General features: G+C 73.6%; 23 protein-coding genes. 7 read left to right on the top strand and 16 right to left on the bottom strand.

Features of this window, described 5'->3' with window-relative positions; genetic code table 11:
* Positions 1 to 18: 18 nt before the first annotated feature.
* Positions 19 to 774: a decaprenylphospho-beta-D-erythro-pentofuranosid-2-ulose 2-reductase gene (locus tag D6270_RS21345; protein ID WP_109164011.1), complete on the top strand. Its 756-nt coding sequence runs from the start codon at positions 19 to 21 to the stop codon at positions 772 to 774.
* Positions 775 to 814: 40 nt separating this feature from the next.
* On the opposite strand, the gene D6270_RS21340 is transcribed toward D6270_RS21345, so the two are convergent.
* Both D6270_RS21340 and trpS read right to left on the bottom strand, forming a co-directional pair.
* Complete coding sequence (locus tag D6270_RS21340) at positions 815 to 1405, bottom strand: 2'-5' RNA ligase family protein (RefSeq protein ID WP_109167329.1); 591 nt, start codon at positions 1403 to 1405, stop codon at positions 815 to 817.
* 102 nt (positions 1406 to 1507) lie between these two features.
* Positions 1508 to 2500, bottom strand: coding sequence for a tryptophan--tRNA ligase (gene trpS, locus D6270_RS21335; RefSeq protein WP_109167330.1), 993 nt, complete (start codon positions 2498 to 2500; stop codon positions 1508 to 1510).
* A gap of 435 nt (positions 2501 to 2935) precedes the next feature.
* On the opposite strand from trpS, the gene rocD reads away from it, so the two are divergent.
* Positions 2936 to 4141 carry an ornithine--oxo-acid transaminase gene (rocD, locus tag D6270_RS21330; protein ID WP_109164012.1) on the top strand — a complete coding sequence of 402 codons (1206 nt, stop codon included), beginning with the start codon at positions 2936 to 2938 and terminating at the stop codon, positions 4139 to 4141.
* Positions 4142 to 4160: 19 nt separating this feature from the next.
* Here rocD and D6270_RS21325 read toward each other — a convergent pair whose 3' ends face one another.
* The gene (locus tag D6270_RS21325; RefSeq protein WP_109164013.1) at positions 4161 to 5348 is read right to left on the bottom strand and encodes a glutathionylspermidine synthase family protein; all 1188 of its coding nucleotides are present in this window, start codon (positions 5346 to 5348) and stop codon (positions 4161 to 4163) included.
* A 5-nt stretch (positions 5349 to 5353) separates the two neighbouring features.
* Positions 5354 to 5656 (bottom strand): hypothetical protein, encoded by a 303-nt coding sequence (locus D6270_RS21320; RefSeq protein WP_109164014.1) that lies wholly within the window; start codon positions 5654 to 5656, stop codon positions 5354 to 5356.
* Between the two features lie 129 nt (positions 5657 to 5785).
* Here D6270_RS21320 and D6270_RS21315 point away from each other — a divergent pair, with 129 nt between their 5' ends.
* The gene (locus D6270_RS21315; protein ID WP_109167331.1) at positions 5786 to 6625 is read left to right on the top strand and encodes a DMT family protein; all 840 of its coding nucleotides are present in this window, start codon (positions 5786 to 5788) and stop codon (positions 6623 to 6625) included.
* Positions 6626 to 6749: 124 nt separating this feature from the next.
* On the opposite strand, the gene D6270_RS21310 is transcribed toward D6270_RS21315, so the two are convergent.
* Entirely contained in the window at positions 6750 to 8150 is a 1401-nt protein-coding gene (locus D6270_RS21310; RefSeq protein WP_109164015.1) for a MocR-like pyridoxine biosynthesis transcription factor PdxR, read from the bottom strand.
* A 47-nt stretch (positions 8151 to 8197) separates the two neighbouring features.
* On the opposite strand from D6270_RS21310, the gene D6270_RS21305 reads away from it, so the two are divergent.
* A complete protein-coding gene (locus D6270_RS21305) occupies positions 8198 to 8722 on the top strand; it encodes a carboxymuconolactone decarboxylase family protein (protein ID WP_109164016.1) in 525 nt (174 codons plus the stop codon).
* Positions 8723 to 8773: 51 nt separating this feature from the next.
* Here D6270_RS21305 and D6270_RS21300 read toward each other — a convergent pair whose 3' ends face one another.
* The 7 genes from D6270_RS21300 to D6270_RS21270 form a co-directional block, all read right to left on the bottom strand.
* On the bottom strand, positions 8774 to 9787 hold the full coding sequence (locus tag D6270_RS21300; RefSeq protein ID WP_109164017.1) for a serine/threonine kinase C-terminal domain-containing protein: 1014 nt from the start codon (positions 9785 to 9787) through the stop codon (positions 8774 to 8776).
* A 3-nt stretch (positions 9788 to 9790) separates the two neighbouring features.
* Positions 9791 to 10231: a hypothetical protein gene (locus D6270_RS21295; RefSeq protein ID WP_225976919.1), complete on the bottom strand. Its 441-nt coding sequence runs from the start codon at positions 10229 to 10231 to the stop codon at positions 9791 to 9793.
* Positions 10228 to 12129 (bottom strand): AbeC-like domain-containing protein, encoded by a 1902-nt coding sequence (locus D6270_RS21290; protein WP_109164018.1) that lies wholly within the window; start codon positions 12127 to 12129, stop codon positions 10228 to 10230. Before D6270_RS21290 ends, D6270_RS21295 begins: the two co-directional genes overlap by 4 nt.
* Positions 12130 to 12407: 278 nt before the next feature.
* Entirely contained in the window at positions 12408 to 13397 is a 990-nt protein-coding gene (locus D6270_RS21285) for a malate dehydrogenase (protein ID WP_109164019.1), read from the bottom strand.
* A gap of 236 nt (positions 13398 to 13633) precedes the next feature.
* Positions 13634 to 14977, bottom strand: coding sequence for a helix-turn-helix domain-containing protein (locus D6270_RS21280; protein ID WP_109164020.1), 1344 nt, complete (start codon positions 14975 to 14977; stop codon positions 13634 to 13636).
* A 457-nt stretch (positions 14978 to 15434) separates the two neighbouring features.
* Positions 15435 to 16214, bottom strand: coding sequence for a DUF3017 domain-containing protein (locus tag D6270_RS21275; protein ID WP_109164021.1), 780 nt, complete (start codon positions 16212 to 16214; stop codon positions 15435 to 15437).
* Between the two features lie 23 nt (positions 16215 to 16237).
* Entirely contained in the window at positions 16238 to 17119 is an 882-nt protein-coding gene (locus D6270_RS21270) for a bifunctional methylenetetrahydrofolate dehydrogenase/methenyltetrahydrofolate cyclohydrolase (RefSeq protein ID WP_109164022.1), read from the bottom strand.
* A 218-nt stretch (positions 17120 to 17337) separates the two neighbouring features.
* On the opposite strand from D6270_RS21270, the gene D6270_RS21265 reads away from it, so the two are divergent.
* Complete coding sequence (locus tag D6270_RS21265) at positions 17338 to 17970, top strand: RDD family protein (RefSeq protein WP_109164023.1); 633 nt, start codon at positions 17338 to 17340, stop codon at positions 17968 to 17970.
* A 173-nt stretch (positions 17971 to 18143) separates the two neighbouring features.
* Here the strand turns inward: D6270_RS21265 and D6270_RS21260 are convergent, their stop codons facing one another.
* The 3 genes from D6270_RS21260 to purN all read right to left on the bottom strand — a co-directional run bounded on the left by D6270_RS21260 (position 18144) and on the right by purN (position 22073).
* Positions 18144 to 19670, bottom strand: a complete 1527-nt coding sequence (locus tag D6270_RS21260) for a DUF2079 domain-containing protein (RefSeq protein WP_109164024.1) — start codon at positions 19668 to 19670, stop codon at positions 18144 to 18146.
* 206 nt (positions 19671 to 19876) lie between these two features.
* Positions 19877 to 21430, bottom strand: a complete 1554-nt coding sequence (gene purH / locus D6270_RS21255) for a bifunctional phosphoribosylaminoimidazolecarboxamide formyltransferase/IMP cyclohydrolase (RefSeq protein WP_109164025.1) — start codon at positions 21428 to 21430, stop codon at positions 19877 to 19879.
* Entirely contained in the window at positions 21417 to 22073 is a 657-nt protein-coding gene (gene purN / locus D6270_RS21250; protein WP_109164026.1) for a phosphoribosylglycinamide formyltransferase, read from the bottom strand. The genes purH and purN overlap by 14 nt, the downstream gene beginning before the upstream one ends.
* Before the next feature lie 261 nt (positions 22074 to 22334).
* Here purN and D6270_RS21245 point away from each other — a divergent pair, with 261 nt between their 5' ends.
* Positions 22335 to 23222 (top strand): tol-pal system YbgF family protein, encoded by an 888-nt coding sequence (locus tag D6270_RS21245; RefSeq protein WP_109164027.1) that lies wholly within the window; start codon positions 22335 to 22337, stop codon positions 23220 to 23222.
* A gap of 7 nt (positions 23223 to 23229) precedes the next feature.
* Here the strand turns inward: D6270_RS21245 and D6270_RS21240 are convergent, their stop codons facing one another.
* Complete coding sequence (locus D6270_RS21240) at positions 23230 to 24933, bottom strand: cell division protein PerM (protein ID WP_109164028.1); 1704 nt, start codon at positions 24931 to 24933, stop codon at positions 23230 to 23232.
* 126 nt (positions 24934 to 25059) lie between these two features.
* Between D6270_RS21240 and D6270_RS21235 the strand changes: the two genes are divergently transcribed.
* Positions 25060 to 26325 carry a helix-turn-helix domain-containing protein gene (locus D6270_RS21235; protein ID WP_109164029.1) on the top strand — a complete coding sequence of 422 codons (1266 nt, stop codon included), beginning with the start codon at positions 25060 to 25062 and terminating at the stop codon, positions 26323 to 26325.
* Positions 26326 to 26370: the final 45 nt, after the last annotated feature.

Raw genomic sequence — 26370 nt, 5'->3', positions numbered from 1 at the left:
CCTGAACAGGAGAGTTCCGTGAAGGACGCCTTCGGTGCCCCGCAGTCCCTGCTCGTCCTCGGCGGCACCTCCGAGATCGCCCTGGCCACCGCGCGCCGCCTGGTCGCCCTGCGCACCCGCCGGGTCTGGCTGGCCGGGCGCCCCTCCCCCGCCCTGGACGCGGCGGCCGTCGAGTTGCGCGACCGGGGCGCCGACGTGCGGACGGTCGCCTTCGACGCGCTGGACTCGGCCACGCACGAGGAGGTGCTGGGGAAGGTCTTCGCGGAGGGCGACATCGATGTGGTGCTGATGGCGTTCGGGATCGCCGGGGACCAGGCGCGCGACGAGGAGGAGCCGATGGCCGCCGTCCGGGTCGCCCAGACCAACTACACCGGGGCGGTCTCGGCGGGGCTGGTGTGCGCCGGCGCACTCCAGGCGCAGGGGCACGGATCGCTGGTGGTGCTGTCCTCGGTGGCCGGGGAGCGCGCCCGGCGGGCCGACTTCATCTACGGCTCCAGCAAGGCCGGGCTCGACGCCTTCGCCCAGGGGCTCGGGGACGCGCTCCAGGGCACCGGCGTACAGGTGATGGTCGTGCGCCCCGGTGCCGTACGCACCCGGGCTTCGGCCGGACGGCCAAAGGAGCCGTTCGCCACCACCCCGGAGGCGGTGGCGGGGGCGATCGTGACGGGGCTGCGGCGCCGCTCGGAGACGGTGTGGGTGCCCGGTTCGCTGCGGGTGGTGATGTCGGCGCTACGGCATCTGCCGCGCCCGCTGTTCCGGCGGCTGCCGGTGTGACCACCGGGGCCCTGGAGCCCCGGACCAGCGGGCCGGAGGGTCAGGGGCGCAGCGAGGGCGCGTCGACCGAGTAGCCGCCCTGGGCCGGGACGGCGGGCGTGCAGCCGCCGGTCTCGAACGGGAAGTCGCGGAGCTTGCGCCAGACGGCGTCCGCGCCCTGCTCGTACAGGGCGAAGGAGCCGCAGGTCCAGGCCGCCTCGTAGTCGGCGAGCTCCGCGTACGCCCGGTCCATCGCCTCTTCGGAGATGCCGTGTGCCACGGTGACGTGCGGGTGGTACGGGAACTGGAGCTCGCGCACCAGCGGCCCCGAGGCGTCCCGGACCCGCTTCTGGAGCCAGGAGCAGGCCGAGGCGCCCTCCACGACCTGGACGAAGACCACCGGGGAGAGCGGCCGGAACGTGCCGGTGCCGGAGAGCCGCATCGGGAAGGGGCGGCCGGCCATGGCGATCCGGTCGAGGTGCGCCTCGATCGCCGGCAGGTCGGCCGCCTCCGCCTCGGTCGGCGGCATGAGGGTCACATGGGTGGGAATGCCGTAGGCGGCAGGGTCCCCGAAGCTCGCGCGCCGCTCCTGGAGCAGGCTGCCGTAGGGCTCCGGGACCGCGATCGAAACGCCGAGCGTTACGGTCCCCACGTCGTTCTCCTCCATCGTCGATGGTCGATTTCCGGCCTTGCGCCGCGACCCGCCGCCGCAAGTGTGGCCCCTGGGGCAGTGATCTCGCCAGGGTCCTTGGACTCAGTGCTTGGCGGGCAGGAAGCCCATCCGGTCGTACGTCTGCGCCAGGGTCTCGGCGGCGACCGCCCTCGCCTTCTCCGCTCCCTTGGCCAGGATGGAGTCCAGCGTCTCCGGGTCGTCCAGATATTCCTGGGTGCGGAGCTGGAAGGGGGTGACGAATTCCACCATGGCCTCGGCCAGGTCGGTCTTCAGCGCACCGTAACCCTTGCCCGCGTACCTCCGCTCCAGCTCCTCGATCGTGCTGCCGGAGAGGGTGGAGAGGATCGTGAGCAGGTTGCTGACGCCCGGCTTCTTCTCCTCGTCGAAGCGGATCACCGTGTCGGTGTCGGTGACCGCGCTCTTGACCTTCTTGGCCGTGGCCTTGGGGTCGTCGAGGAGGTTGATGAGGCCCTTCGGCGTGGAGGCCGACTTGCTCATCTTGACCGCCGGGTCCTGGAGGTCGTAGATCTTCGCCGTCTCCTTGAGGATGTACGGCGCCGGGATGGTGAACGTCGGCCCGAACCGGCCGTTGAACCGCTCCGCCAGGTCCCGGGTCAGCTCGATGTGCTGGCGCTGGTCCTCGCCCACCGGGACCTGATTGGCCTGGTAGAGCAGGATGTCGGCGACCTGGAGGACCGGGTAGGTGAAGAGGCCCACGGTGGCGCGGTCGGCGCCCTGCTTGGCGGACTTGTCCTTGAACTGCGTCATCCGGGAGGCCTCGCCGAAGCCGGTGAGGCAGTTCATCACCCAGCCGAGCTGGGCGTGCTCGGGCACATGGCTCTGGACGAAGAGCGTGCACCGGTCCGGGTCCAGACCGGCCGCGAGCAGCTGCGCCACGGCGAGCCGGGTGTTGGCCCGCAGCTCGGCGGGGTCCTGCGGCACCGTGATCGCGTGCAGGTCCACGACCATGTAGAAGGCGTCGTGGGTCTCCTGCAACGCCACCCACTGGCGCACCGCGCCCAGGTAGTTGCCGAGGTGGAACGAGCCTGCGGTGGGCTGGATCCCGGAGAGCACACGGGGGCGGGCGGGCGCGCCGGTGCGGCCCGTCTGCGGCTGGTCGGTGGAGAGCGCGGGGCGATCAGAGGCCATGGGCCCATTGTCTCAGGTGCGGGGGCGATCTCCGGCAGCCGGTGCGGGGCGCAGCGGGGGCGCACCCGCTCGGGCGCGGGTTCGCTCACGCCCCGGGAGCGCGCGCCTGAGACGAAGCACACATTCCGCCCGCCGGAGCACGCGCGGGCCGACACGCGGAGCACGGGAAGCGCGCCGGTCGGGACAGGGAGCACGGCGGGGAGCGCGGGGAAGCACGCGCGGGCGGGCACGGGGAGTCACCAGGGAAGGAGGGAGCGCGCGCGGGCGCGCCGGGGAGTGAAGGTTTCCCCGCGCCGGATGCGACCGACGATACAAAGTGGGCACCACCCCCGCCCACGCCGCACGACGAACGGAGACCCCGTGTCGATCACGGAAACCGCCATCGCCTCCGCCGAGGCGCACAGCGCGCACAACTACCACCCGTTGCCGGTCGTCGTGGCCTCGGCCGAGGGTGCCTGGATGACCGATGTCGAGGGGCGCCGCTACCTCGATCTGCTCGCCGGGTACTCGGCGCTCAACTTCGGCCACGGCAACCGCCGGCTGATCGACGCGGCCAAGGCCCAGCTGGACCGGGTGACGCTGACCTCACGGGCCTTCCACCACGACCGGTTCGCCGAGTTCTGCACGCGGCTGGCCGAGCTCTGCTCCATGGAGATGGTGCTGCCCATGAACACCGGGGCGGAGGCCGTGGAGACGGCGGTGAAGACCGCCCGGAAGTGGGGCTACCGGGTCAAGGGCGTCCCGGACGGGATGGCGAAGATCATCGTGGCCTCGGACAACTTCCACGGCCGCACGACGACGGTCATCAGCTTCTCCACCGACCCGGAGGCGAGGGCCGACTACGGCCCGTACACCCCGGGGTTCGAGATCGTGCCGTACGGGGATCTCACCGCGCTCCGGGAGGCGATGACCGAGAACACCGTGGCCGTGCTGCTGGAGCCGATCCAGGGTGAGGCGGGCGTGCTGGTGCCGCCGGCCGGCTATCTGCCCGGGGTGCGGGAGCTGACCCGGGAGCGGAACGTGCTCTTCATCGCGGACGAGATCCAGTCGGGGCTGGGGCGTACGGGCAGGACGTTCGCGCTGGAGCACGAGGGCGTGGAGCCGGACATGTACCTGCTGGGCAAGGCGCTGGGCGGCGGGGTGGTGCCGGTGTCGGCCGTCGTCTCCTCCGCGGACGTCCTCGGTGTGTTCAGGCCGGGCGAGCACGGCTCCACCTTCGGCGGGAACCCGCTGGCGTGCGCGGTGGCGCTGGAGGTGATCGCGATGCTGCGGACCGGCGAGTACCAGGAGCGCGCCGCCGAGCTGGGCGACCACCTCCACCGGGAGCTGGGGCTGCTGACCGGGGGCGGTGCGGTGGAGGCCGTGCGGGGCCGGGGGCTGTGGGCGGGTGTCGACATCGCGCCCGCCCTGGGCACCGGCCGGGGGATCTCCGAGCGGCTGATGGTGGAGCGGGTGCTGGTCAAGGACACCCATGGCTCCACGATCCGGATCGCGCCGCCGCTGGTGATCGGCAAGGAGGACCTGGACTGGGGACTCGACCGGCTGCGGGCGGTGCTCAGCGCCTGAGAGCGTGTCAAGAAGGGGGTCAGAGGATGACGTGGGGCAGGAAGCGGGCGTACTCGTCCGTGACCGGCCCCGCCGACTCCCGGATGCCGAGCCCGGCCGCCTCGTCCTCGACCACCCACGCCCCGAGCACCACCCGGTTGCCGTCGATGTCGGGCAGCGGCGCCAGCTCCTGGTAGCAGCACGGCTCCTCGCGCAGGATCGCCGGGGAGCCGGGCCCGTGCAGGTCGACCCCGGCGCCCTCGCGCCCCAGCAGCGGCTTGGAGACGTACCCCGTCCCGCCGGGTCCGGCCAGCTCGCGGGGGCCGTCGAGGTAGGCGGGGAGCAGGTTCGGGTGGCCCGGGTACAGCTCCCACAGGACCGCCAGCAGCGCCTTGTTGGAGAGCAGCATCTTCCAGGCGGGCTCTATCCAGCAGGTGGTGCCGGAGCCGCCGCCGTTGTCGAGGGTGTCCAGCACCTGCGGCCCGAAGCGGTCGGTGGTCAGCCACTCCCAGGGGTAGAGCTTGAAGCAGCTGCGCAGGAAGCGGAGCCGCTGGTCCACGAACCGCCCGCTCAGCCGGTCCCAGCCGATGTCCTCCACGGAGAGGGCTTCGGTGTCGAGTCCGGCCTGTTGGGCGGTCTCACGCAGATACGCGACCGTCATCAGGTCCTCGCCGGCCTCGTCGCCCTCCGAGTGCGCGAAGTGCAGCGGTCCCGGCGGCAGCAGGTGGGCCTGGCGCCTCCAGGCGTCCACGAGCCGCTCGTGCAGCGAGTTCCACTGGTCGGCGCCGGGGAACCGCTCCTCCATCCAGAACCACTGCGCGCTCGCGGCCTCCACCAGCGAGGTCGGGGTGTCGGCGTTGTACTCCAGCATCGTGGCCGGGCCGCTCCCGTCGTAGCGCAGGTCGAACCGCCCGTACACGGAGGGCAGTTCGTCCCGGCGGTGCCAGGACTCGGCGACCAGGGAGGCCAGGCGCGGGTCGGTGATGCCGAGGTCGGCGAAGCGGTCCCGCTCCACGATGTGCGCGGCGGCCGCCAGGCACATCGTGTGCAGCTCCTCGACGGTCTCCTCCAGCGTCTCCACCTCTGGCAGGGAGAAGACGTAGTAGGCGCTCTCGTCCCAGTAGGGGCGCAGCGAACCGTCCGGGTAGCGGGTGAGCGGGTAGACGAGCCCCTGGGACTCGACGGTCTCCTGCCAGCCGGGGCGCGGCGCGATGGTGCGGCGCTCCACCGGGCTCAGCCTCCGCCCGACCTGGTGCAGCCGAAGCCGCCCCGGTCGACCGCCGACTTGTCGAAGCTGCCGCCCTGGACCTTGCCGTCGTTGCTGCTGGTGGAGCCGCCGTAGTAGTACGAGCCCCGGCCGCCGCTTCCGCCGGAGCCGCCGCCGGAGCCCCGGCACTCGTAACTGGGCAGGGTTTCGCGGGTCGTCCGGTCGGCGCACCGCCGGTCCGGTTCGGATCCGCAGGATGTGATCGTCAGGGCGAGCAGCCCCATGCCGCCGAGCACGACCGTGCTCGACCTCAGCCTCCGCTTGGCCATGTGTTCAGTTCTCCCCCGTGCGTCGTGCACCGAACTGCTTGTCAGAGTAGTTGTACGGTACGCCGGTTCGGAAGCCGGAGGGGCGGGGCGTCGGCCTTCGCCCGGTACATTCCCCTTGTGCTTCTGGGGATGATCTGTGCGCTCGGTGCCGCTCTCTGCTACGGCACGGCCTCCGTCCTCCAGGCGATCGCCGCGCGGGCCGCGAGCCGGCCGGATTCCGGGGCGGGCGTGGACCCCGCGCTGCTGCTGCGGGCGGTGCGGCAGTGGCGTTATGCCGCCGGACTCGCCCTGGACGGCCTGGGTTTCGTGCTCCAGATCGTCGCCCTGCGCGCGCTGCCGATCTACGCGGTGGGGGCGGCGCTCGCCGCGTCGCTCGCGGTCACGGCGGTGGTCGCGGCCCGGCTGCTGGCGGTCCGGCTCAGCGCCACGGAGTGGGCGGCGGTGGCGGTGGTCTGCGCGGGGCTCGGGATGCTGGGGCTCGCCTCGGGCGCGGAAGGCGACCGGCCGGGCCCGGAGTGGCTGCCGTGGGCGACGATCGCCGCCGCGCTGGGGGTGCTGGTGCTCGGTGCGGTGGGCGGGCGGCTGCCGACGCGGCCGCGGGCGCTGGCGCTGGGCCTGGGGGCCGGGTTCGGGTTCGGTGTGGTGGAGGTGGCGGTGCGGCTGGTCGACGACGTGTCGCCGGGGACGCTGGTGCGGAATCCGGCGGCGTACGGGCTGCTGCTGGGCGGTGCGGCGGCGTTCCTGCTGCTGACGTCGGCGCTGCAGAAGGGGTCGGTGACGACGGCGACGGCCGGGATGGTGGTCGGCGAGACGATCGGCCCGGCGCTGGTCGGCGTGGTGTGGCTGGGCGACGGGACCCGGGCGGGGCTGGGGTGGCTGGCGGTGACGGGTTTCGCGGTGGCGGTGGCGGGGTCGCTGGCCTTGGCCCGGTTCGGGGAGGCGCCGGAACCGGAGCCGGAGAGCGCGTAGCCGCGGTGCGGCGAGGCGCGGAGTGCGATCGCCCGTGGGCGCGGTGCGGCGAGGCGCTGGGACCGGACCGCTCCCGTAGGCCCGCTGCGGCGAGGCACCGGAACCCGATCACCCGTGAGCCCCGCTACGGCAGCACCCTGCACAGGGCGTCCAGTGCGCCCGCCCAGGCGCTCTCCGACGGTGAGCCGTAGCCGATCACCAGCGCGTCGCGGCCGGCCGGGGCGTCGGGGTGCCGGTAGGTGGCGAGGCCGTCCAGCCGCAGGCCCTGGAAGGCCGCCGCCTGGATCACCGAACGCTCGGTGCCCGGCGGGAGTTCGAGCACCGCGTGCAGCCCGGCCGCGATGCCGCTGACCTGGATGCCCGGCGCGCGGGCGGCGAGCGCCGCGACGAGCTGGTCGCGGCGGCGCCGGTAGCGCAGCCGCATGGAGCGCACATGCCGGTCGTACGCCCCCGAGGCGATGAACTCCGCGAGCGTCAGCTGGTCGAACGCGCCGGACATCCAGTCGTACGCCCCCTTCGCCGCCACCACGTCCGCCACCAGGCCCCGGGGCAGCACCATCCACCCCAGGCGCAGGCCGGGGGCGAGCGACTTGGAGGCGGTGCCGAGGTAGACCACCCGTTCGGGGTCCAGGCCCTGAAGGGCACCCACGGGCTGGCGGTCGAACCTGAACTCCCCGTCGTAGTCGTCCTCCAGGATCAGCCCGCCGGTGGAGCGGGCCCAGTCGACGGCGGCGGCCCGCCGGTCCGGGTGGAGCGGTACGCCGGTGGGGAACTGGTGCGCCGGGGTCAGCAGGACCGCCCCCGTACCGCGCATCGAGGCCAGCGCCCCGGTCCGCGAGCCGAGCTGGTCCAGCTCCAGGCAGGGGGTGGCGAGACCGGTGCCGGTGAGGAGGTCGCGGTGCAGGTCGAGGCCGTACGACTCGACGGCGATCTCCCGCACCCGGCGCCCGCGCAGGGCCGTGCCCAGCAGCCTCAGCCCGTGGACGAAGCCGGAGCAGATCACGATGCGCTCCGGGTCGGCGTACACCCCGCGCGAGCGGGCCAGGTATTCGGCCAGCACCGTGCGCAGTTCGCCGCGCCCGCGCGGGTCGCCGTAGTCGAACGCCTCGTCGGGCGCGGCGGTGAGCGCCTTGCGGGCGGCCCGGAGCCAGGCGGTGCGCGGGAACGACGACACGTCCGGGGAGCCCGCCTTCAGGCTGTGGCCGGTACGCGGCCGGGCCGGGCGGGTGCGGGCCGCCACCGGGTCCGCCCGGCGCGGCGCGGACCGCTGGGCGACCCGGGTCCCCGAGCCCTGGCGGGCGGTGAGCCAGCCCTCGGCGACGAGTTCGGCGTAGGCGTCGGCGACCGTGTTGCGGGCGATGCCCAGGTCGGCGGCGAGCGCCCGGGAGGACGGCAGCCGGGTGCCGGGGGTCAGCCGCCCGCTGCGCACCGCCTCCCGCAGGGCCTCCATCAGACCGCTGCGCAGCCCCGTACCGACCGGCTCCAGATGCAGGTCGGCACCGAAAGTGGCCCAGGAATCCGTCATGGGAATGGACCATACCGGGGTGCCACCGGCCCCGTAGCGTCGATGCCATGACGTCGACACACGCACACCACACCCCCAACGGCACCGACACCCCGTACGCCCCCGAGCACCCGGCCCGGATGCCCTGGGCCCAGCTGGCCCCCGAGGTCTACAAGGCGATGGTCCGCCTGGACGCCGCCTCCCGGAAGGGCCTGGACCCGCTGCTCCTGGAGCTGGTGAAGGTCCGCGCCTCGCAGCTCAACCGGTGCGCGCTCTGCCTGGACATGCACTCCAAGGACGCCCTCGCGGCGGGCGAGAGCGTGGAGCGGATCATCCAGCTGAGCGCCTGGGACGAGTCGCGCCACTTCTACACGGAGAAGGAGATCGCGGCGATCGAACTGACGGACGCCATCACCGTCCTGACCGACGGGTTCGTCCCGGACGACGTGTACGCGCGCGCCGCCGACCACTTCGAGGAGACCGAACTGGCCCAGCTGATCGCCGCGATCACGGTGATCAACGCCTGGAACCGCTTCGGGGTCGCCACCCGCCAGGTCCCCGGCCACTACACGCCCGGCGACCTCAAGCACTGACCGTCGCGGAGGAAGCAGCCGCTCCGCGTCGGAAGGGGCTGCCGTACGGGATCAGAAGGGGCTGTCGTACGGGTCGAAGTGGGTCACTGCGGTGGAGAGGATCTCCTCGTGGCGCGGCCACTGCTCGTCGGGGGCGGCGACCAGCACCGCGTAGAGGCGGCCGTCCGAGGCGGTGAAGACCCGCTCCAGGACCCGGCGGCGGTTGCCGTGGTCCTCGCTGTCGTACGCGTACACCAGCTCGGCCGTCTCACCGCCGAGCGGGTCGTCGACAGCGCCGATGCGGACCTCCTCGAAGCCGGGGCTCACGCTGCGGTCCTTCGAGGCCGCGCGCACCGCCTCCAGCGCGGTCATGCCGGGCTCGGACACCCGGAAGACCTGGAGGAGTTCGCCGGAGCCGAAGGGCTCGTAGAACACCCCGCCGGTCTTCTTCGTGCGCTCGCTCCACTCCTCGGGCACCGCGATCCGGAAGCCCTCCTCGTCGTCCCGCGTGACGAATCCGGGCGGCGGATCGCCGGTGTCCGGGGACTCGATGTCGGTGGCCGTGGCGTCGGTGGGTTCGGACGCGGCGTCCTCGGTGCCGTCGGGGAAACCGGCGTCCGGGCCGGTGGCCTCCTCGGCCGGGGCGCTCGCCGTCCGCCCCCGGGCGTCGTCCCGGTCGTCACCCCCACCGCCGCCGACCGTGAACCAGAGCGCCGCCGCACCGGCCGCGAGCACCGCCACGGCAAGCCCGGCGGTCAGCGGGGTGATCCGCTCCCGCACCGTCCGGGCGGCGGTCGCGGGCCCCTGGGCCCCGGTGATGTTGTCGTACGAGCCCGTCGGCGGCCCCTGGACGACATAGGGCCCGGTCTCCGCGTATGGGTCGGGGACCGTGGGCAGCACCGTGGTCACCACCGGCGAAGCGGCGGAGTCCTCCGGCGAAGCCGCCGGTGACCCCGGCGGCATGGGCGGCACCACCGGAGCCGCCGAGGGCGGTGGAGGCGGGGGCGGGGTGTAGGCGCGCCGCGGCTCGGTCTCCCAGCTCTGGGTCTCGTCGTTCCAGCGCACCGCGCCGTCTCCCCCGGTCATCGGTCAGCCTCCCAGCAGGGCGCGCAGCGCCTCGGCCACGGCGACACCGGACGCCAGGGTCCCGGTGACGGTCCCGGCGGCGGTCAGCGCCTGCTGGAGACGGGCCAGGCGGCCCGGCGCCGCCGCGCCCGACGTCTCGATCTCGTCCACCACGGAGACCAGTTCGGCGTCCAGCACCTCCGTGTCGTCGGAGGTGACGAACCGGGCGAGGTCGGCACGGAGCTCCCGCACCGCCCGCAGCAGTTCGGCCTGGGCCTCGTCGGCGGGGCCGGTGTGCTGGTGCTGGGTGACGGTGTTGTGGTCGCCGACGGCGAAGGCGCTGCCGGTCACCGAGCCGATGTGCACGGTGCGCTGGGGCTGCGACTGCTGCGGCGGCTGTGACTGCCGCGCCTGCTGCGGCGGTTGCTCGTCAGGGGTCGATCCCGAGGTCGGGGCGGGGCTCATTTCTCTCCTGCTTTCCGCTGGGGGCCGGGGGGCGCGGCGGGGCCCTTGCCCACGCCGGGGCTCTTCCCCGTGCCGGAGGCCTTCGAGGCCCCGCTGCCGGGGGTCTTCCCGCCGCCGGGGGCCTTCTTCGCGCCGGGGCCGGACGGGGCCGACGAGGCGGTGCGCCTGATGTCGTTGTGGTCGCCGATGCCGATCGCGCTGTCCTTCGCGGACCCGATGAACACACCGCCCGCACCGATGTTGATGATCTTCTGCTCGAACTCGTCGGTCTCCCAGCCCGCTTCCCGCAGCGCGAGCCGGACACCGCCGGTCACCCGGTCCTCGATGCTCTTCACGTACCGGTTGATGTCCATGTCCTGGAAGAGCGAGGCCTCCTCGTCGGCGCCCAGCTCCCGCACGGAGAACGCGGGACCCTCGGCCAGCGCGCCGCTGTTCCCGGCCGTGAGGAGCTTCCAGCCGCTCGCCACGCCCCGCCCCAGGGTGACGATGGAGCGCGCCAGCGAGGCCGGGGTGCGGGTGAGCGCCCAGACCGCCTTGCCGAACCAGTTGTTGTTGCGGTGCCGGTGGGCGGCCCGGTCGGCGTCGCGGAACAGCGGATGCACCGGCATCAGGGCGTGCGGGGCGACCTCCAGCATCAGCATCCCGCCCTGGGTGTGGACCCGGACGAAGACGGTGACGACGACCTCCTCGCCCCAGCCGCCGACCCGGATGCGCAGGAAGTGCCGCCGCCCCTCGCCGCCCTCCTCGACGGCGCGGCCCCGGTGCTCCTCGAAGCCTCCGGGGCCGTACGGGGCGCTCTCGCGCCGGGGCAGGCCGGCCGCCGGCAGGAAGACGCACTCGTCGATCACCATCTCGCGCAGCCGGTCCCGGACGGCGGCCGCGCCCTCGGGCGAACCGTGCGGAGAGGGCACCCGCAGCGCCTCCAGCAGCGGCACGATCCGGCGCAGGATCCGGGCGTTGTCCAGCGGCTCGGTGGGGCCCTCCTCGCTCGGCCGGAGCTCGACGGCGAGGTTCCAGGTGCCGTAGGGCGTGCCCATCCCGCAGAACGGGTTCTGCTCGTCGTACAGGATGACGGGTGCGTGCTGCTCCAGCCGGATGCGCTGCTGGAGCCGCCGGAAGCGGTCACCCGCCGCGTGCTCGGCCTGGTCGGCCGCGAGGTCGGGGAAGTTCTTCCGGGACAGCTCCTGCGTCATCACCCGGGCGAACTGGCCGCGCTGGAGGCCGACGAGGCCCGCGATGACGCCGAGGAAGAAGAGGGCCGACCAGGCGACGCCGGTGCCGGGCCCTTCGGAGTAGCCGCCGGTGATGAGGGCGAGGCCCAGGTCGGAGGCGTCCGGCAGGGCGTCGGAGAAGCTGTCGGAGCCGGCGGCCCCGGGGCCGTACGCCCGGGAGAACCCGTCCGGGTCGGAGTCCCCGTCGAACCCGCCGAGGGCCGAGATCAGCACCCAGGCCCCGACGACGAACAGGACGAGCCGCCCGTACCAGCGCATGAGGAACGCCGCCGCCCGCCGGTAGACCGGCGGGTCGGCCGCGGAGCCCCGGATCCAGGGGGCGAGGGCCAGCAGGATGCACGGGACGAACAGCACGCCGATGACGCCCCCGGTGAGGACGGCGCCGAGCAGCCAGGCCGCCAGGATGCCTCCGGCCCAGCCGAGTTCGGTGCGGCGGGCGCGCAGCGCGTGGGCGAGGACGCGGGCGGCGTCGAACCCGGTCGACGGGGCGACGAAGCACTGCTCCCGGACGTACAGCTGGTCGATGACCGCGTCCCGGTAGCCGTCGTGCAGATGGACCCCGGCGCACAGCAGTCTGCTCGCCTCGCTCGTCGCGGGGTGCGCGGGCGGCTTCCCGAGCAGATCGTCCTGGCCCTGCGACGGCCGCGGCACGGCACTCCCGGTCACCGGCTCCTCTTTCCCCTGTTGCCTCGCTGGCCACGGCCCTGCGGGGACCGAAGATCGAAAGGGGCAAATATAGGCGAGGCCGGGGCTGCCCCGGGAGTCGATTGTCGGCCATCCCGACCTGGGCGGGAGGCCCGGCGGATACGACCAAGAACCGAGCAGAAACGGGCTGATCCCGAGCGGAACCCGGGCTGATCCCGAGCGGAACCTGGGCGGAAAACGCCGGAGCGCCCCCACCGGCGTGGCCGGTGGGGGCGCTCCGTCCGCCGCGGGTGCGGATATCAGATCAGGCCGAGCTCGCGGACCGCGTCGCGCTCCTCGGTGAGCTCCTTGACCGACGCGTCGATGCGCGTACGGGAGAACTCGTTGATGTCCAGGCCCTGGACGATCTCGTACTTGCCGTCCTTCGTGGTGACCGGGAAGGAGGAGATGATGCCCTCGGGGACGCCGTAGGAGCCGTCCGACGGGATGCCCATCGAGGTCCAGTCGCCGTCGGCGGTGCCGTTGACCCAGGTGTGCACGTGGTCGATGGCGGCGTTGGCGGCCGAGGCGGCCGAGGACGCGCCACGGGCCTCGATGATCGCGGCGCCGCGCTTGGCGACGGTCGGGATGAAGGTGTCGGCGAGCCACGCCTCGTCGTTGACGGTCTCGGCGGCGTTCTTGCCGGCGATCTCCGCGTGGAAGATGTCCGGGTACTGGGTGGCCGAGTGGTTGCCCCAGATCGTCAGCTTCTTGATGTCGGAGACGGCGGCACCGGTCTTGGCTGCCAGCTGCGAGATCGCGCGGTTGTGGTCCAGGCGGGTCATCGCGGTGAAGCGCTCGGCCGGTACGTCCGGGGCGGCGGCCTGCGCGATGAGCGCGTTGGTGTTGGCCGGGTTGCCGACGACGAGGACCTTGATGTCGTCCGCGGCGTTGTCGTTGATGGCCTTGCCCTGCGGCTTGAAGATGCCGCCGTTGGCGGCGAGCAGGTCGCCGCGCTCCATGCCCTTGGTACGCGGGCGGGCGCCGACGAGCAGGGCCACGTTCGCACCGGCGAAGCCGACGTTCGGGTCGTCGGTGATCTCGATGCCGCGCAGCAGCGGGAAGGCGCAGTCGTCGAGCTCCATCGCGGTGCCCTCGGCGGCCTTGAGGCCCTGCGGGATCTCCAGGAGGCGCAGGTTGACCGGCACGTCCGGGCCGAGCAGGTGGCCGGAGGCGATGCGGAAGAGCAGCGCGTAGCCGATCTGGCCGGCAGCGCCGGTCACGGTGACATTCACGGGAGTGCGGGTCATGGCGGTCTCCGTTAGACAGCTGGCGGTGGGGGTCCCGGCCCCTGGTGCCGGACCCTGGTGCGGGGAGACCTCTTCGCGCCCCGACCAATCTTGACGTGAAGAGATTTCCGGCGGCCAGGCTATCGGACCCGGCGGCGGTGGACCGCCCGGCCCCCTGTGGCACCGCACACAGCCCGTCACTCACCGCATGCGGGGCTCGTCTCCGGCGGTGCGGCCCGTGCGTGGGTCGCGCTCCCTCAGGCGGTGCAGCCCTTCGTGCCCGCGGTGAGCGTCGCGCAGGCCTTCGCGTCGGCCGCCTTCTGCACCTCGACCATCGGTGTGTACGCCTCCGAGACGGTGACCTGCCCGTTCTGCGCGTCCGCCACCGCGCCGCCGGTGATCGTCACGGTGTCACCGGCCGCCGCCTCGGTGAGCCGGGCCCAGGCGGCGGAGCAGACCTCGCTGTAGCGGACCTCGACGCGGGAGCCGCCGACCTGGGCGGTGGAGACCGTACGGGCGTGATCGCCGCCGCACCCCATCTCGTCGGGGTTCTGGCCGGCGCAGTCGGCGCCCCGGCACTCGACCCCGGCGGGCAGTTCGGGGGCGGGCGCCTCGGTGGAGGGGTCGGCCGTGGTCGTGGGCGCGGCGGTCGGGGGCGGGGAGGCCTTGGCGGGCTCGTCTCCGCTGGGCGCGAGCATCAGCGCGCCGACGACGACGATGACCGCTCCCGCCGCACCGACGACGAGCATGGCCACCTTGTTGGGGCCGCCGGGCACCCGGCCGGACGCGCCGCCGCCGCGTTGGGACTCCGTCCTCCGCCCGCCCTGCCGCTGCTGCGGGAGCGGGGGGACGGTGCCGCGCTGGGTGGGGACGAAGACGGCGCGGCCGTCGGGAGGGTGGGCGCCGGGGCCGTAGGGGTCGGAGCTGTACGGGTCGCTGTCGTACGAGTGACTGTCGTACGCGTGACTGTCGTACGGGGCGTTGCCGTGGCCGGCCAGGCGGTCGGCGTAGGGGCGGTCGGCGTCCGGGCCGTGCGGGTCGGAGCCTCGACCTCCCGGGCGGTCGGCGTCCGGGGCGTGCCGGTCGGAGCCGTAACCCTCCAGCCCGTAGCCGTCCGGTCCACGGAGGCCGGTTCCGTAACCGTCCTCCGCTCCCCGGCCGTCCGTTCCGGTCGCGGTGGAGCCGCGGCCCGCGGAACCGGCCGCGCTCTGCCGGCCCCCGGCGGACCCGCCGGAGCCGCTCCTGTCGCCGCCCGCCGGGTCCATGACGCTCAGCGCCTCGCGGGCCTGGCTCATGTGGATGGCCCCGATCGTCAGGTCGTGGCGCATCTCGGCCCGGCTCCAGGCGCGTTCGGCCAGCTCCCACATGATCGTGAGGTGGTGCTGCGGGGTGCCCGTCACATCGGCGAGGGCCACGACGGCACGGCGCGGGGGGAGGAGGCGGCCGTTGAGGTACTGCTCCCAGGACGTCATGCTGAATCCGGTGCGGTCGGCCACCGCGTTGACGTTCAGCCCGCTGCTGTCCACGAGCCTGCGCAGCTGGCTGGCGAACTCCCTGATCTGCGGGTCGATTTCTTCCGGCAGTGCCTTCCAACGAGGCATCGCGTATCCCCTTGTCGTCCCCTGCACCCCCCGGTGCGTCCCCGGACGTGCTTCCTGTGCCCCCGCTGCGGCCGGTCCCGCCGGCCAGGTGCGTCCCCGGGCCGGTCCGGCCGTCCGTCCTGCCGGCTGCCCTTCCTGCCGGCTGTCGGACCTGTCCGTCCTGACCGTCCGTCGCGCCGTGACAGTCTGCCATCGTTGCGCGACGATCACACCGTGCCGGAATGGTCACTTCCGTGCCACAGGCCCCAGGGGAACCTTGTACCGGCCTTCCGTGTCCATGACGCTTGAACCCGGGACGGGGCAAGGCCGCTCACTCCGCCGTAAGCCGGGGCCGGTCGTCCCCAAAAGCCCCGCACCGGTGCTGTCCGTCCCTCCTCGGGGGTGGGGACGGGCACCCCGGGCGGGCACCTCCTGACGGGTGCCCGCCCGGGCCCGCGCCCTCCGGCGGTCGGCGCGTCTACCGGATCGTGAAGCGGACCGCGTCCTCCAGGATCGGCACGTCCAGCCACGGCTTCGGCTGCGCGACCAGCGCGAGCAGCACGATGAGGGTGCCCATCAGCCCGTACGTCACCAGGTCGGTGAAGCGGGACCGCACCGCGAGCATGCCGACGGACGGCACCACCCAGCGCAGCACGGCACCGGCGATCAGAGCCGCGCCGATCAGGATGGTGCCGATCCGGAACGCCTCGGCGAACGGGTCCAGAGCCACGATCAGCAGGCCGGCGCCCGCCGTGCAGAGCACGGTGAGCAGCGGCCACTGCCGCGCCGGGGCGGGCGCGTCACCCGATGCTGCCCGGCCACCGCCCTCGGGCCGGGCGGTGTCCCGCGTGAAGAGCGGAAACCGCCGGGACCTGCGCGGGGCCGGGGCGGACGCACCGCCCGGGTCGGCGGCGGCGGAGCCGCTGCCCGTTCCGGCACGCTCGGGCGCGATGGGGGCGCTGTCGACACCGCCGCCCGTTTCGGCACGCTCGGGCTCCGTGGTGGCGCTGTCGACCGCGCCCCCAGGGGCCTTGGAGCCGCCGCCCTCCGCGCTCTCGGCCTTCGCACCCTCATCCGGGCCCGCCAACTCCGTGGCACCACCGCCGGGTTCGGCCTGTTCAGGCGCGCGTCCGGGCGGCGTGGAGCCGCCGCCCGCCGCGCTCCCCGGCCCCGTGGAGCCGCCCTCCGTGGCCGGATCCGGCCCGTCGGGCGCCCGGCCCGTGGGGGCCGGGTCGGCCGGACTCGTACCAGCACCCATGGGGTTCCCTCCGGATCCGGCCGTCAGCTCGCGGCAGCCGCGTCGGCGGCCTCGGCCGCGGTCCGCTCGGCCGCCTCGACGACGTTGACCAGGAGCTGGGCGCGGGTCATCGGGCCGACGCCGCCGGGGTTCGGGGCGACCCAGGCCGCCACCTCGCGGACCCCCGGGTGCACATCGCCGACGATCTTGCCGTTCTCGTCCCGGCTGACGCCGACGTCGAGTACGGCAGCGCCCGGCTTGACGTCCTCGGGCTTGATCAGGTGCTGCACCCCGGCGGCGGCGACGATGATGTCGGCCTGCCGCAGGTGCGAGGAGAGGTCCCGGGTGCCGGTGTGGCACTGGGTCACCGTGGCGTTCTCCGACTTACGGGTCAGCAGCAGCGGGATCGACCGGCCGATGGTGACACCGCGTCCGACGACCACCACATGCGCCCCGGCGATCTCCACGCCGTGCGCGCGCAGCAGCTGGACGACGCCCTGCGGGGTGCAGGGCAGCGGGCCCGTCTCGTTGAGGACGAGGCGGCCGAGACTCATCGGGTGCAGCCCGTCGGCGTCCTTCTCCGGGTCCATCAGCTCCAGGACCCGGTTGGTGTCGATGCCCTTGGGCAGCGGCAGCTGGACGATGTAACCCGTGCACTCCGGGTTGGCGTTGAGCTCCCGTACGACGTCCTCGATCTCCTCCTGGGTGGCGGTGTCGGGGAGTTCGCGCTGGATGGAGCCGATGCCGACCTCGGCACAGTCGCGGTGCTTGCCGTTCACGTACCAGCGGCTGCCCGGGTCGTCCCCGACGAGCAGGGTTCCGAGGCCGGGAGTGATCCCCTGCGCCTTGAGAGCCGCCACACGGACGGTCAGATCGGATTTGATCGCGGCAGCGGTGGCCTTGCCATCGAGAATCTGGGCAGTCATGGCCCCATCCTCGCGGATGACCCCGCCCGCATACCAATTGCCCGCGCCCCACCCCTGGCCGAGATTGCACTTGCACAACGTCCGGGGCTCCGGGCTGGACAAACGCGGGTCGCCCTTATAACGATGAAGGCCGCGGTTGTACGGGGGGCAGGCCGCTGACGCCATCCTTCCTCCGTGTGGCCATCCGTCCCCACACGACTGTTGAAGGAACACCCCTTATGAGCTTCGGCGACCCCAACAACCCGTACGGGCAGCAGCCCGGCCAGCCTCCGCAGGGACCGCCGCAGGGACAGCCGGGCTACGGCTACCCGCAGCAGGCTCCTCAGGGCGTTCCGCAGCAGGGCTACGGCTATCCGCAGCAGCAGCCGGGCTACGGCTACCCCCAGCAGCCCGGCCAGCCCTACGGCGGCGGCCACCCGCAGGGGCAGCCCGGCTACGGCGGCATGCCGGAGCTGGCGCACTGGGGTCTGCGGGCGGGCGGGCTGATCATCGACGGCCTCATCATCGGCGCGCCGTACCTCGTCTTCGTCGGCATCGGCGGCGCCATCGGTGACGCGGCGGGCGGCTTCATCGCCCTGATCGGCGTCCTCCTGATGATCGGCCTCTCCTTCTGGCAGCTGTACCAGGAGGGCACCACCGGCCAGACGATCGGCAAGAAGGCCGTGGGGATCCGGCTGCTGCGCGAGGCCGACGGCCGCCCGCTGGGATTCGGCATGGCCTTCGTGCGCCGCCTGGCCCACTTCCTGGACAGCATCGCCTGCTACATCGGCTGGCTGTGGCCGCTGTGGGACGAGAAGAAGCAGACGTTCGCGGACAAGGTCTGCTCGTCGGTGGTCATCCGCTCCAAGTGACCCCCGCCGCACGGCGCTAGGCGCACGCCTCACGGTCCGCAGGCCGCACCCGTCCACCGGGTGCGGCCTGCGCGCGTACGAGGTCGGGTCCGCGCCCATCCCGCGTGGGCCCGCGCCGTCCTCCGGGGGCCCGCCCGGTGCCCCACCGGCTTGCCCGGTGCCCGTAGGCCCGCTCAGTCCCCCCGTACGCCCGGAATCTCCGCCGGCTCCGGCGTCTTACGCTCCATCACCACGAAGCTGCCACCCCGGTGCTTGAGCCGGTAGCGCGCCTCGGGGTGGAGCTGCTGGGCGTATGCCACCGGGTCCTCGATCGGCCGTGACCAGCCGAAGTCCAGGTTGATCGCGACGATGTCGGGCGCGGTGCCGGGGGCGCCCCCGATCCAGTAGACGGTGCGGTCGGAGGTGAGGTGCGCCATGAGCGTGATGTCGGTCTCGACCCGCGCCCCGGCCGGGATGGCCTTCAGCGCCTCCCGGGCCGCTTCCGTACGGGCGTCGGTGCGGTACGACTCCGGGCGCAGCAGGTCGCGCAGCGGCAGGTGCTGGGTCATCGCGACCGCGATCGCCGTCGCGACCGGCACGGCGACCTTCGCGTACGAGGCGAGCCAGGGGCGGTGCGAATCCCGGCTGCGGCGGACGCCGTCGGCCATCGCCAGGAAGAGCACCGGCATCAGGATCGCGCTGTAGTGCCAGACCATGCCCCAGTGGTTGCTGTCCTGGGAGAGCAGCCGCCAGCCGAGCGTGGGGACGATCAGCAGCGTCAGCGGTGAACGCAGCGCCATGAACCCGGTGATACCGATGAGGAAGACCAGCATCTCGACCTTGGTGGCGGAGTTCAGGACGCCGAGGAGCGAGTCCAGCATCGAGACGTCCTGCTCGCCGTTCTTGTCGATCTTCTGCCAGTAGTCGTACGTCCCCGCGCTGGAGGCCGCCGGGATGAGGACCATCAGCGTGACCACGAAGGCGGCCACCCCGTACGCGGCGAGCAGCGCGCCCTGGAGGCGCCGCCCGTACACGAAGAGCAGGAAGCCGACGACGGCGACGGTCGCGCCCAGGTCTTCCTTGACCAGGACCAGCGGGAGCGACCAGAGCAGTGCGGCCGTGTACCGCTTCAGGAGCAGCGCCCGGCAGACGAGGGCGAGGAGCGGGACGGCGAAGGCGATCTCGTGGAAGTCGGACTTCACCGCCTCCTGGATGCCCCAGGAGAGGCCGTAGGCGACGGTGACGCAGAGCCCGGAGCGGCCGCCGAGGAGCTGCTGGGTGGTGCGGCCGACGATGACCGCGCCCAGGGCGAAGAACGCGGCCTGCGCGAAGAGCAGCGATACGGCGGACGGCCAGAGCCAGTACAGCGGGGCCAGCAGCGCGACGATCGGGGAGAAGTGGTCGCCGAGGATCAGATAGCCGGGGCCCTTGATGTCGACGATCGGCGCCCGGAGGCCGGCGTACGCCCGTACCTCCTGCTCGAAGATCCCGAGGTCCCAGGAGGGCGAGCCGAACCGGGCGTACTGGAGGTAGGAGTAGAGGAAGTAGAGCCCGCACAGGACGGCGCCGACGATCAGGTACGGGCGCAGGGGGACGCGTTCGGCGGTGGCGGTCTCCGTGGTCGGGGAGCCGTCCGCCGGGCGGGCGTCGGGGCCTGCCCCCTGGGCGGGCAGCCGCCCCGCCTCCGGCCGGTCCGTTCCACTCTTGTTCAGCTCAAGCACGGTGACTGCTCCCGCTAGGGATTCCTGTCTGTTCTTCGGATACGGCCGCTCATCGGATACGGCCGTTCATTAGAACAGAGCGGTGAAACGTTTCCATACGCCGGACACGGCGGAGGCCGCACCCCGTGGCGGGGTGCGGCCTCACGGCGTACGGGGCGCGGCCTCACGGCGTACGCGTGCCGGTCGGCGGTCCCTACGGCCGCCGGTCAGTGGAAGAAGTGGCGCGTCCCGGTGAAGTACATCGTGACGCCCGCCTTCTTCGCGGCCTCGACCACCAGCTCGTCGCGGACCGAGCCGCCGGGCTGGGCGACCGCCTTGATCCCGGCGGCGGTGAGGATCTCCAGGCCGTCGGGGAACGGGAAGAACGCGTCGGACGCGGCGTACGCGCCGGCCGCCCGCTCCTCGCCCGCCCGCTCCACGGCGAGCTTCGCGGAGTCGACCCGGTTGACCTGGCCCATGCCGACGCCGACCGAGGCGCCGTCCTTGGCGAGCAGGATCGCGTTGGACTTGACCGCGCGGCACGCCTTCCAGGCGAAGGCCAGCTCCTTCAGCTCGGCCTCGGAGAGTGCGTCACCGGTGGCGAGCGTCCAGTTGGCCGGGTCGTCGCCCTCGGCCTGGAGGCGGTCGGTGACCTGGAGCAGCGCGCCGCCGTCGATCGGCTTGACCTCGGTGGTGGCGGCCGGGGCCTCGGGGGCGCGCAGCACGCGGATGTTCTTCTTGCGGGCCAGCACCTCGACGGCACCGTCCTCGTAGGCCGGGGCGACGATGACCTCGGTGAAGATCTCCGCGACCTGCTCGGCCAGCTCCACCGTCACCGGGCGGTTGACGGCGATGACCCCGCCGAACGCGGAGAGCGGGTCGCAGGCGTGGGCCTTGCGGTGCGCCTCGGCGACGTCGTCACCGATCGCGATGCCGCACGGGTTGGCGTGCTTGATGATCGCGACGCACGGCTCGGCGTGGTCGTACGCGGCCCGGCGCGCGGCGTCGGTGTCCGTGTAGTTGTTGTACGACATCTCCTTGCCGTGCAGCTGCTCCGCCTCGGCCAGACCGCCGGTGCCCGAGGTGTAGAGGGCGGCGGGCTGGTGCGGGTTCTCGCCGTAGCGCAGGACGCTCTTACGGGTGAGGGCGTCGCCCAGGAACTCCGGGAGGCCCGAGTCGTCGGCGGGCGTGTAGCCGTCCACGAACCAGGAGGCCACGGCCACGTCGTAGGCGGCGGTGTGCTGGAACGCCTCGGCGGCCAGCCGCTTGCGGGCGGTCAGGTCGAAGCCGCCCGCCTTCACGGCCGCGAGGACGTCCGCGTACCGCTCGGGGCTGGTGACGACGGCCACCGACGGGTGGTTCTTGGCGGCGGCGCGGACCATCGAGGGGCCGCCGATGTCGATCTGCTCCACGCACTCGTCGTCGGAGGCGCCGGAGGCGACGGTCTCCTTGAACGGGTAGAGGTTCACGACCACCAGGTCGAAGGGGTCCACGCCCAGCTCGGCGAGCTGCTCGCGGTGGGTGTCCAGGCGGAGGTCGGCGAGGATGCCGGCGTGGACGCGGGGGTGCAGCGTCTTGACCCGGCCGTCCAGGCACTCGGGGAAGCCGGTGAGCTCCTCGACCTTGGTGACGGGGACCCCGGCGGCGGCGATCTTCCCGGCGGTGGAGCCGGTGGAGACGAGTTCTACGCCCGCCTCGTGCAGACCGCGGGCGAGGTCTTCGAGCCCCGTCTTGTCGTAGACACTGACCAGGGCGCGGCGGATGGGCTTATTCACCGACATGACCGAGATGAACCTTTCGTCCCTCAATGCGATGGCCGTCACGGGCGATCCGCCCCACGGCCTCGACGAGCAGCGAGCGCTCGACTTCCTTGATGCGTTCGTGAAGGGCGGCTTCGCCCTCCGGGGTGTCCTCCTCGGTCACCTCGACCACGCCCTGCGCGATGATCGGACCGGTGTCGACACCGTCGTCGACGAAGTGGACGGTGCAGCCCGTGACCTTGACGCCGTACGCGAGTGCGTCGCGCACTCCGTGGGCGCCGGGGAAGCTGGGCAGCAGGGCGGGGTGGGTGTTGACGGTCCGGCCACCGAAGGCGGCGAGGAACGCGGGGCCCACGATCTTCATGAAACCGGCGGAGACGACCAGGTCGGGGCGGTGCCCGGCGACGGCCGCGGTGAGCGCCTCGTCCCACTCCGCACGCGTCGCGTGGTCCTTGAGCTTGCACACGAACGTGGGGATTCCGGCCCGCTCGGCCCGCTCCAGGCCACCGGTCCCGTCCCGGTCCGCACCGACCGCGACGATCTGGGCCCCGTACGCCGCCGGGTCGTCGCCGATGGCGTCGAGGAGGGCCTGGAGGTTCGTACCCGACCCGGAGACCAGCACGACCAGCCGGGCGGGAGGGGCGGAGGGGGGCGGGGAGGCCACGTCGGGGCCCTTTCTCACATGATGACCGCGCGGTGACGCAGGTGCGGCGAACTCTTTGTAGGGTCGTACGAAAGAATCGCTTCGCCCGATACGGGGAACCCTACGAACGGGCCGACCGTCAGCAACGATACCGGCACACCCGGCGGCCCCCACGGGACGGGGGCCGGGCCGGGAGGTAGCGTCAGGGGGCAGCGAGCCGTCCACCGGGCGGACGAACCGCCTTCCGGGCGGACATGACGAGATGGGGAAGACGTTCACCACATGCCGGACCGACGCCGTCGCACCGCCTTCCGCCTCCCGTCGCCCGCACGGGCCGCTCTGCTGATGCGGGAACGCCAGTCCTCCTCGCCGGACTCCTCCGGAGGGTCACCGTCCACCTCCGGTTCGCCCGCCTCGGGTTCCTCCGGTGCCGCTTCGCCGGACGCGCCCGCGAAGCCCGCCGACGACAATCCGTTCGCCCCGCCGCCGGCCGACCGGCCCGACCAGCCGTGGCAGCCGCGCCACCCCTCGGGGTCGGAGGACGGCGACGAAGGCTCCGGCGGCCGGCCGTCCTGGGGCAGCCAGTGGAGCAACAAGCAGCCCGGCCGGGGTGGCGGCGGCTTCGGCGGCCGCTCCGGTTCGAACGGCCCGGGCGGCAAGGGCGGGCCCGACGGCGGCCCGGGCGGAATGCGCTGGGACCCGACCGACCCCGTGCAGCGGCGCGCCCGTTACGCCCTGCTCGGCGGCATCTGGGCCATCTTCTTCGCCCTGTTCGACTTCCCGGAGATCGCCCTGCTGCTGGGCGCGCTCTCGGTGTACTGGTCCATCAGCTCGCTGCGGGCCCAGCCCAAGAGCCCGTCGACGAGCGGCGGCCGTCCGGCGGTCGGCGCCGCCACGGGCACCGGGGCTCCGGCCACGGGTGACGGGGACGCCTCGCCCGCGACCACCCCGGCCCAGAGCGGCGACCGCCGCCCGCAGACCACGGCGGCCATCAGCGGTCTGGTGACCGCGCTGCTGGCGCTGATCATCGTGATCACGACGTACACCGTGCAGCTCGTCTACCGCGACTACTACACCTGCGTGAACGACGCCCTGACCAAGACGGGCGCGGTGGCCTGCAACGACCAGCTGCCGAAGCCGCTGGAACCGCTCTTCGGCGTCAAGGACTAGCGCCCCGTCAGGAAGCCGCGCCCGGGCCGTCCGCGTCGGCGGGGTTCGTGTCGGAGGCCTCGGCGTCGGCGGGCTTCCTGCCGGCGGGCTCGGCGTCGGCGGGCTTCCGGTCTGCCGACCGGACGGGCGTCTCCTCGGAGCGCAGGGCGGCCGGTACGCGGGCGGGGAAGTCGGCCATCAGTCCGCCGGAGCTCTGTTTGAGGGAGGCCCACCGGGCCTCCCTCGTCTCCTTCTCGTGCCAGGGGTCGGTCGGCAGGAAGTCGTACGGCTCGAAGCCCGCGTCGTCGTCCGCGGCCTCCTCGTCCTTCTCCCTCCCCTTGCCCTTCGGCTCGGGGCCGGGCTCGCGGGTGGCGGCCAGGCTCTTCGGCTTGGCGGGTGCCGCCGCCTTCTCCCCCGGCTCCTTCGTCCCGCCCCCGTCCTCCTGCGGTACGTCCCTGCGCCAGGCCCAGCCCGGTTCGCGCAGCCGCCACCAGCGCAGGAGCAGGGCCGCCGGTACGCCGATGGCCGCCGTCCACACCAGCGCCGCCGGTCCCGCCAGCCACCACACGGGCCCGAACGCGCTGAGCGCCCGCGTCCCCAGCGGACCGCCCGCCACCCCCGCGAGCAGCGCCGTACCGGCTCCGCACCCCAGCGCGGCGAGCCCCGTGACCAGCACCGTCTCGCGCGGGCTCCAGGCCTGGGCGCGGGGGGCGTCGGCGGGGGCCGCCCTGCGTACGGTGCACCAGGCGACGGCCAGGGCGGCCACGGCCGGTACGGCGAGGGCCGCCCAGTTCAGCGGGGTGGCCGGGCCCCGGTCCGGGACCGCCGCCAGCAGCGGGAAGTGGGGCAGGGCCGGGGTCCCGGTCAGGCCCAGCGGGGTGACCATGGCGCCCGTACCGAGCGCGAAACCGGGGCCGAGCCCGTACGCGGCCCCCCACAGCGCGGCGTTGGGCACCAGCGACACGGCGAGCAGCAGCACCGCCACCCGCCCCGACCAGTCCCCGGCGAGCGCCAGGAAGGAATCCTGCGCCGCCGCCATGTCCCGCCCCAGGGCCACCGCCACCAGCAGCGCACCCCCGCCGATCAGCACCGCCAGGCCCACCGCCGCGCCCCGGCACGCGGCCTCGGCCCGGTTGCGGAAGAGGGTCCGGGCGACGGCTTCCTGGAGCACCAGGGGCGACCAGGACGGCAGCGGCCCGAACGGGCGCCCCGCCGCCGTCCACACCCCGGCCGCCGCCGCACCGGCCACCACCAGCGCCACCGGGAACGCCAGCGACTCCGGCTCGACCCGCAGCGCCCCGCCCCGCGCATAGGCCGCCGCCCCCGCCGCGACCAGCAGATATCCGGCAGTCACCGCACAGAACGCCCCGGTCTGCGAGGGCCTGGCCCGCCCCTCCTCCGGCTCCGCCGCATCGCGCGCCGCCCGGTGCGCCAGCCAGAGGGGGCCCACCACGAGGAGCAGCGGGACCACGCCCACCGGGGCGGGGACACCGCTGAGGGTGCCGGGGCGGACGAGTTCGGCGCCGTGCGCGAGCAGCCAGAGCGCGGCCGCCGCGCGCAGCGCACCGCCGGGTCCGCTGTCCGGGTACGGGGAGCTGATCCAGAACACCATCACCAGCACGGCCAGCGAACCGAGACCCAGCCCGGCGGCGGCCACGCCCCGCAGAAAGGCGGAGGCCAGGGCGAGGGTCCTGGTCCGTTCGGGCGGCAACATCGGGCTGCGTTCGGTCATTTGGGTCACGGCGCCCATGCTCCCAACGACACGCGCTTATCCCGCGTAACGCGCGAACAGCCGCCGTGTCGCTCAATATACGTTTATGTACTTTTTCTCCCAGTGCAGCGCTGCCGGGGGTCGTCCATGACCCGGAGCACCACCGACGAGGCCGCCGCACCGCCGCTGCCCTCCCCCAAGGAGCGGCGCAGACTGCGCGAGGCGAAGTCGCTGACGGAGCAGCAGGTGGCGGAGGCCGTGGGCGTCACGCGCGCCACCGTGCGCTCCTGGGAGACGGGGCGCACGAGCCCGCGCGGCCGCAAGCGCGCGCTGTACGCCCGGCTCATCGCGCCCGAACCGAAGCCGAAGGCGGAGCCGGAGCCGGAGCCGAAGGTGAAACGGCCTCCCGTGCCGCCTCCCGTGAGCGGGCCCGAGCCCGCGTCCGTGATCGCGGCCGGGCCCGCTCCCGCGAGCGCGTCTGAGCCGGTGAGCGGTTCGGCGCCGGCGACCGCGTCGGGCCCGGTGACCGCGTCGGCACCTCCCGTACCGGCAGCCCCTCCCCCGCCTCCCGAGCCGGCGCCCGCCCCGCCCCGGCTCTCCCCCGATGAGGCGTTCGACGCGCTGTACGCCCACGCCGCCCCCGGACTCGTACGGCAGACCTACCTCCTGACCGGCCGTCGCAGTCTGGCGCGGGAGTCCGTGGAGCGGGCCTTCCAGCTGGCCTGGCACCGGTGGCCCGAGGTGGCCGTGGACCGGGACCCGGTGGGGTGGGTGCGCGCGGCGGCGTACGAGTACGCGATCTCCCCCTGGCACCGGCTGCGCCGCGTCCACCGGCAGCCCGACGCCCCGCCCTCCGAACCGGCCCGGCGCGCCCTGTTCGAGGCTCTCCTCGATCTGCCCCCGGCCTACCGGCGCACCCTGCTCCTCTACGACGGGATCGGCCTGGACCTGCCGGAGACGGCGGCCGAGACGGAGGCGTCCACTCCGGCGGCGGCGGGGCGGCTGGAGGTGGCCCGGGCCGCCGTCGCCGAGCGGCTGCCCGAACTGGCGGCGGCCGCCTCGCCCGCCGAACAGTCCGAGCTGCTCCACGACCGGCTCGGCGGACTCGCCCGCGCCGAACACGTCCCGGCCCCGGCGCCCGCCCGCACCGTACGTACCGGCGGCGAGAGCAAGGCGCGGCTCTGGACCCGGGCCGCCATCGCCTTCGCCGCCCTGCTCATCGGCGCGACCGCGCTCACCCTGCACACGGCGCCCACACATTACGAGCAGCCGATCTCGCCCCCCGAACGGGTCGGGGGCGTGCCGCCGCGCGGTGGTCCGCAGAAGCTGACCGCCCAGGACCTGAAGCTGCAGAAGTCGCTGAAGGAGCAGCCGGCGCACGGCCCGGAACGGCTGGTGCCGCGCATTCCCTGACCCCGGTCCCGGCCGGCCTGGAACGGCGAACGGCGCGGGCCCGCA

It is taken from the genome of Streptomyces griseus subsp. griseus (genome assembly GCF_003610995.1).
GTDB lineage: Bacteria > Actinomycetota > Actinomycetes > Streptomycetales > Streptomycetaceae > Streptomyces.
Note: the sequence above shows the minus strand (reverse complement) of the source record. Positions and strands in the feature narration are given on the sequence as shown.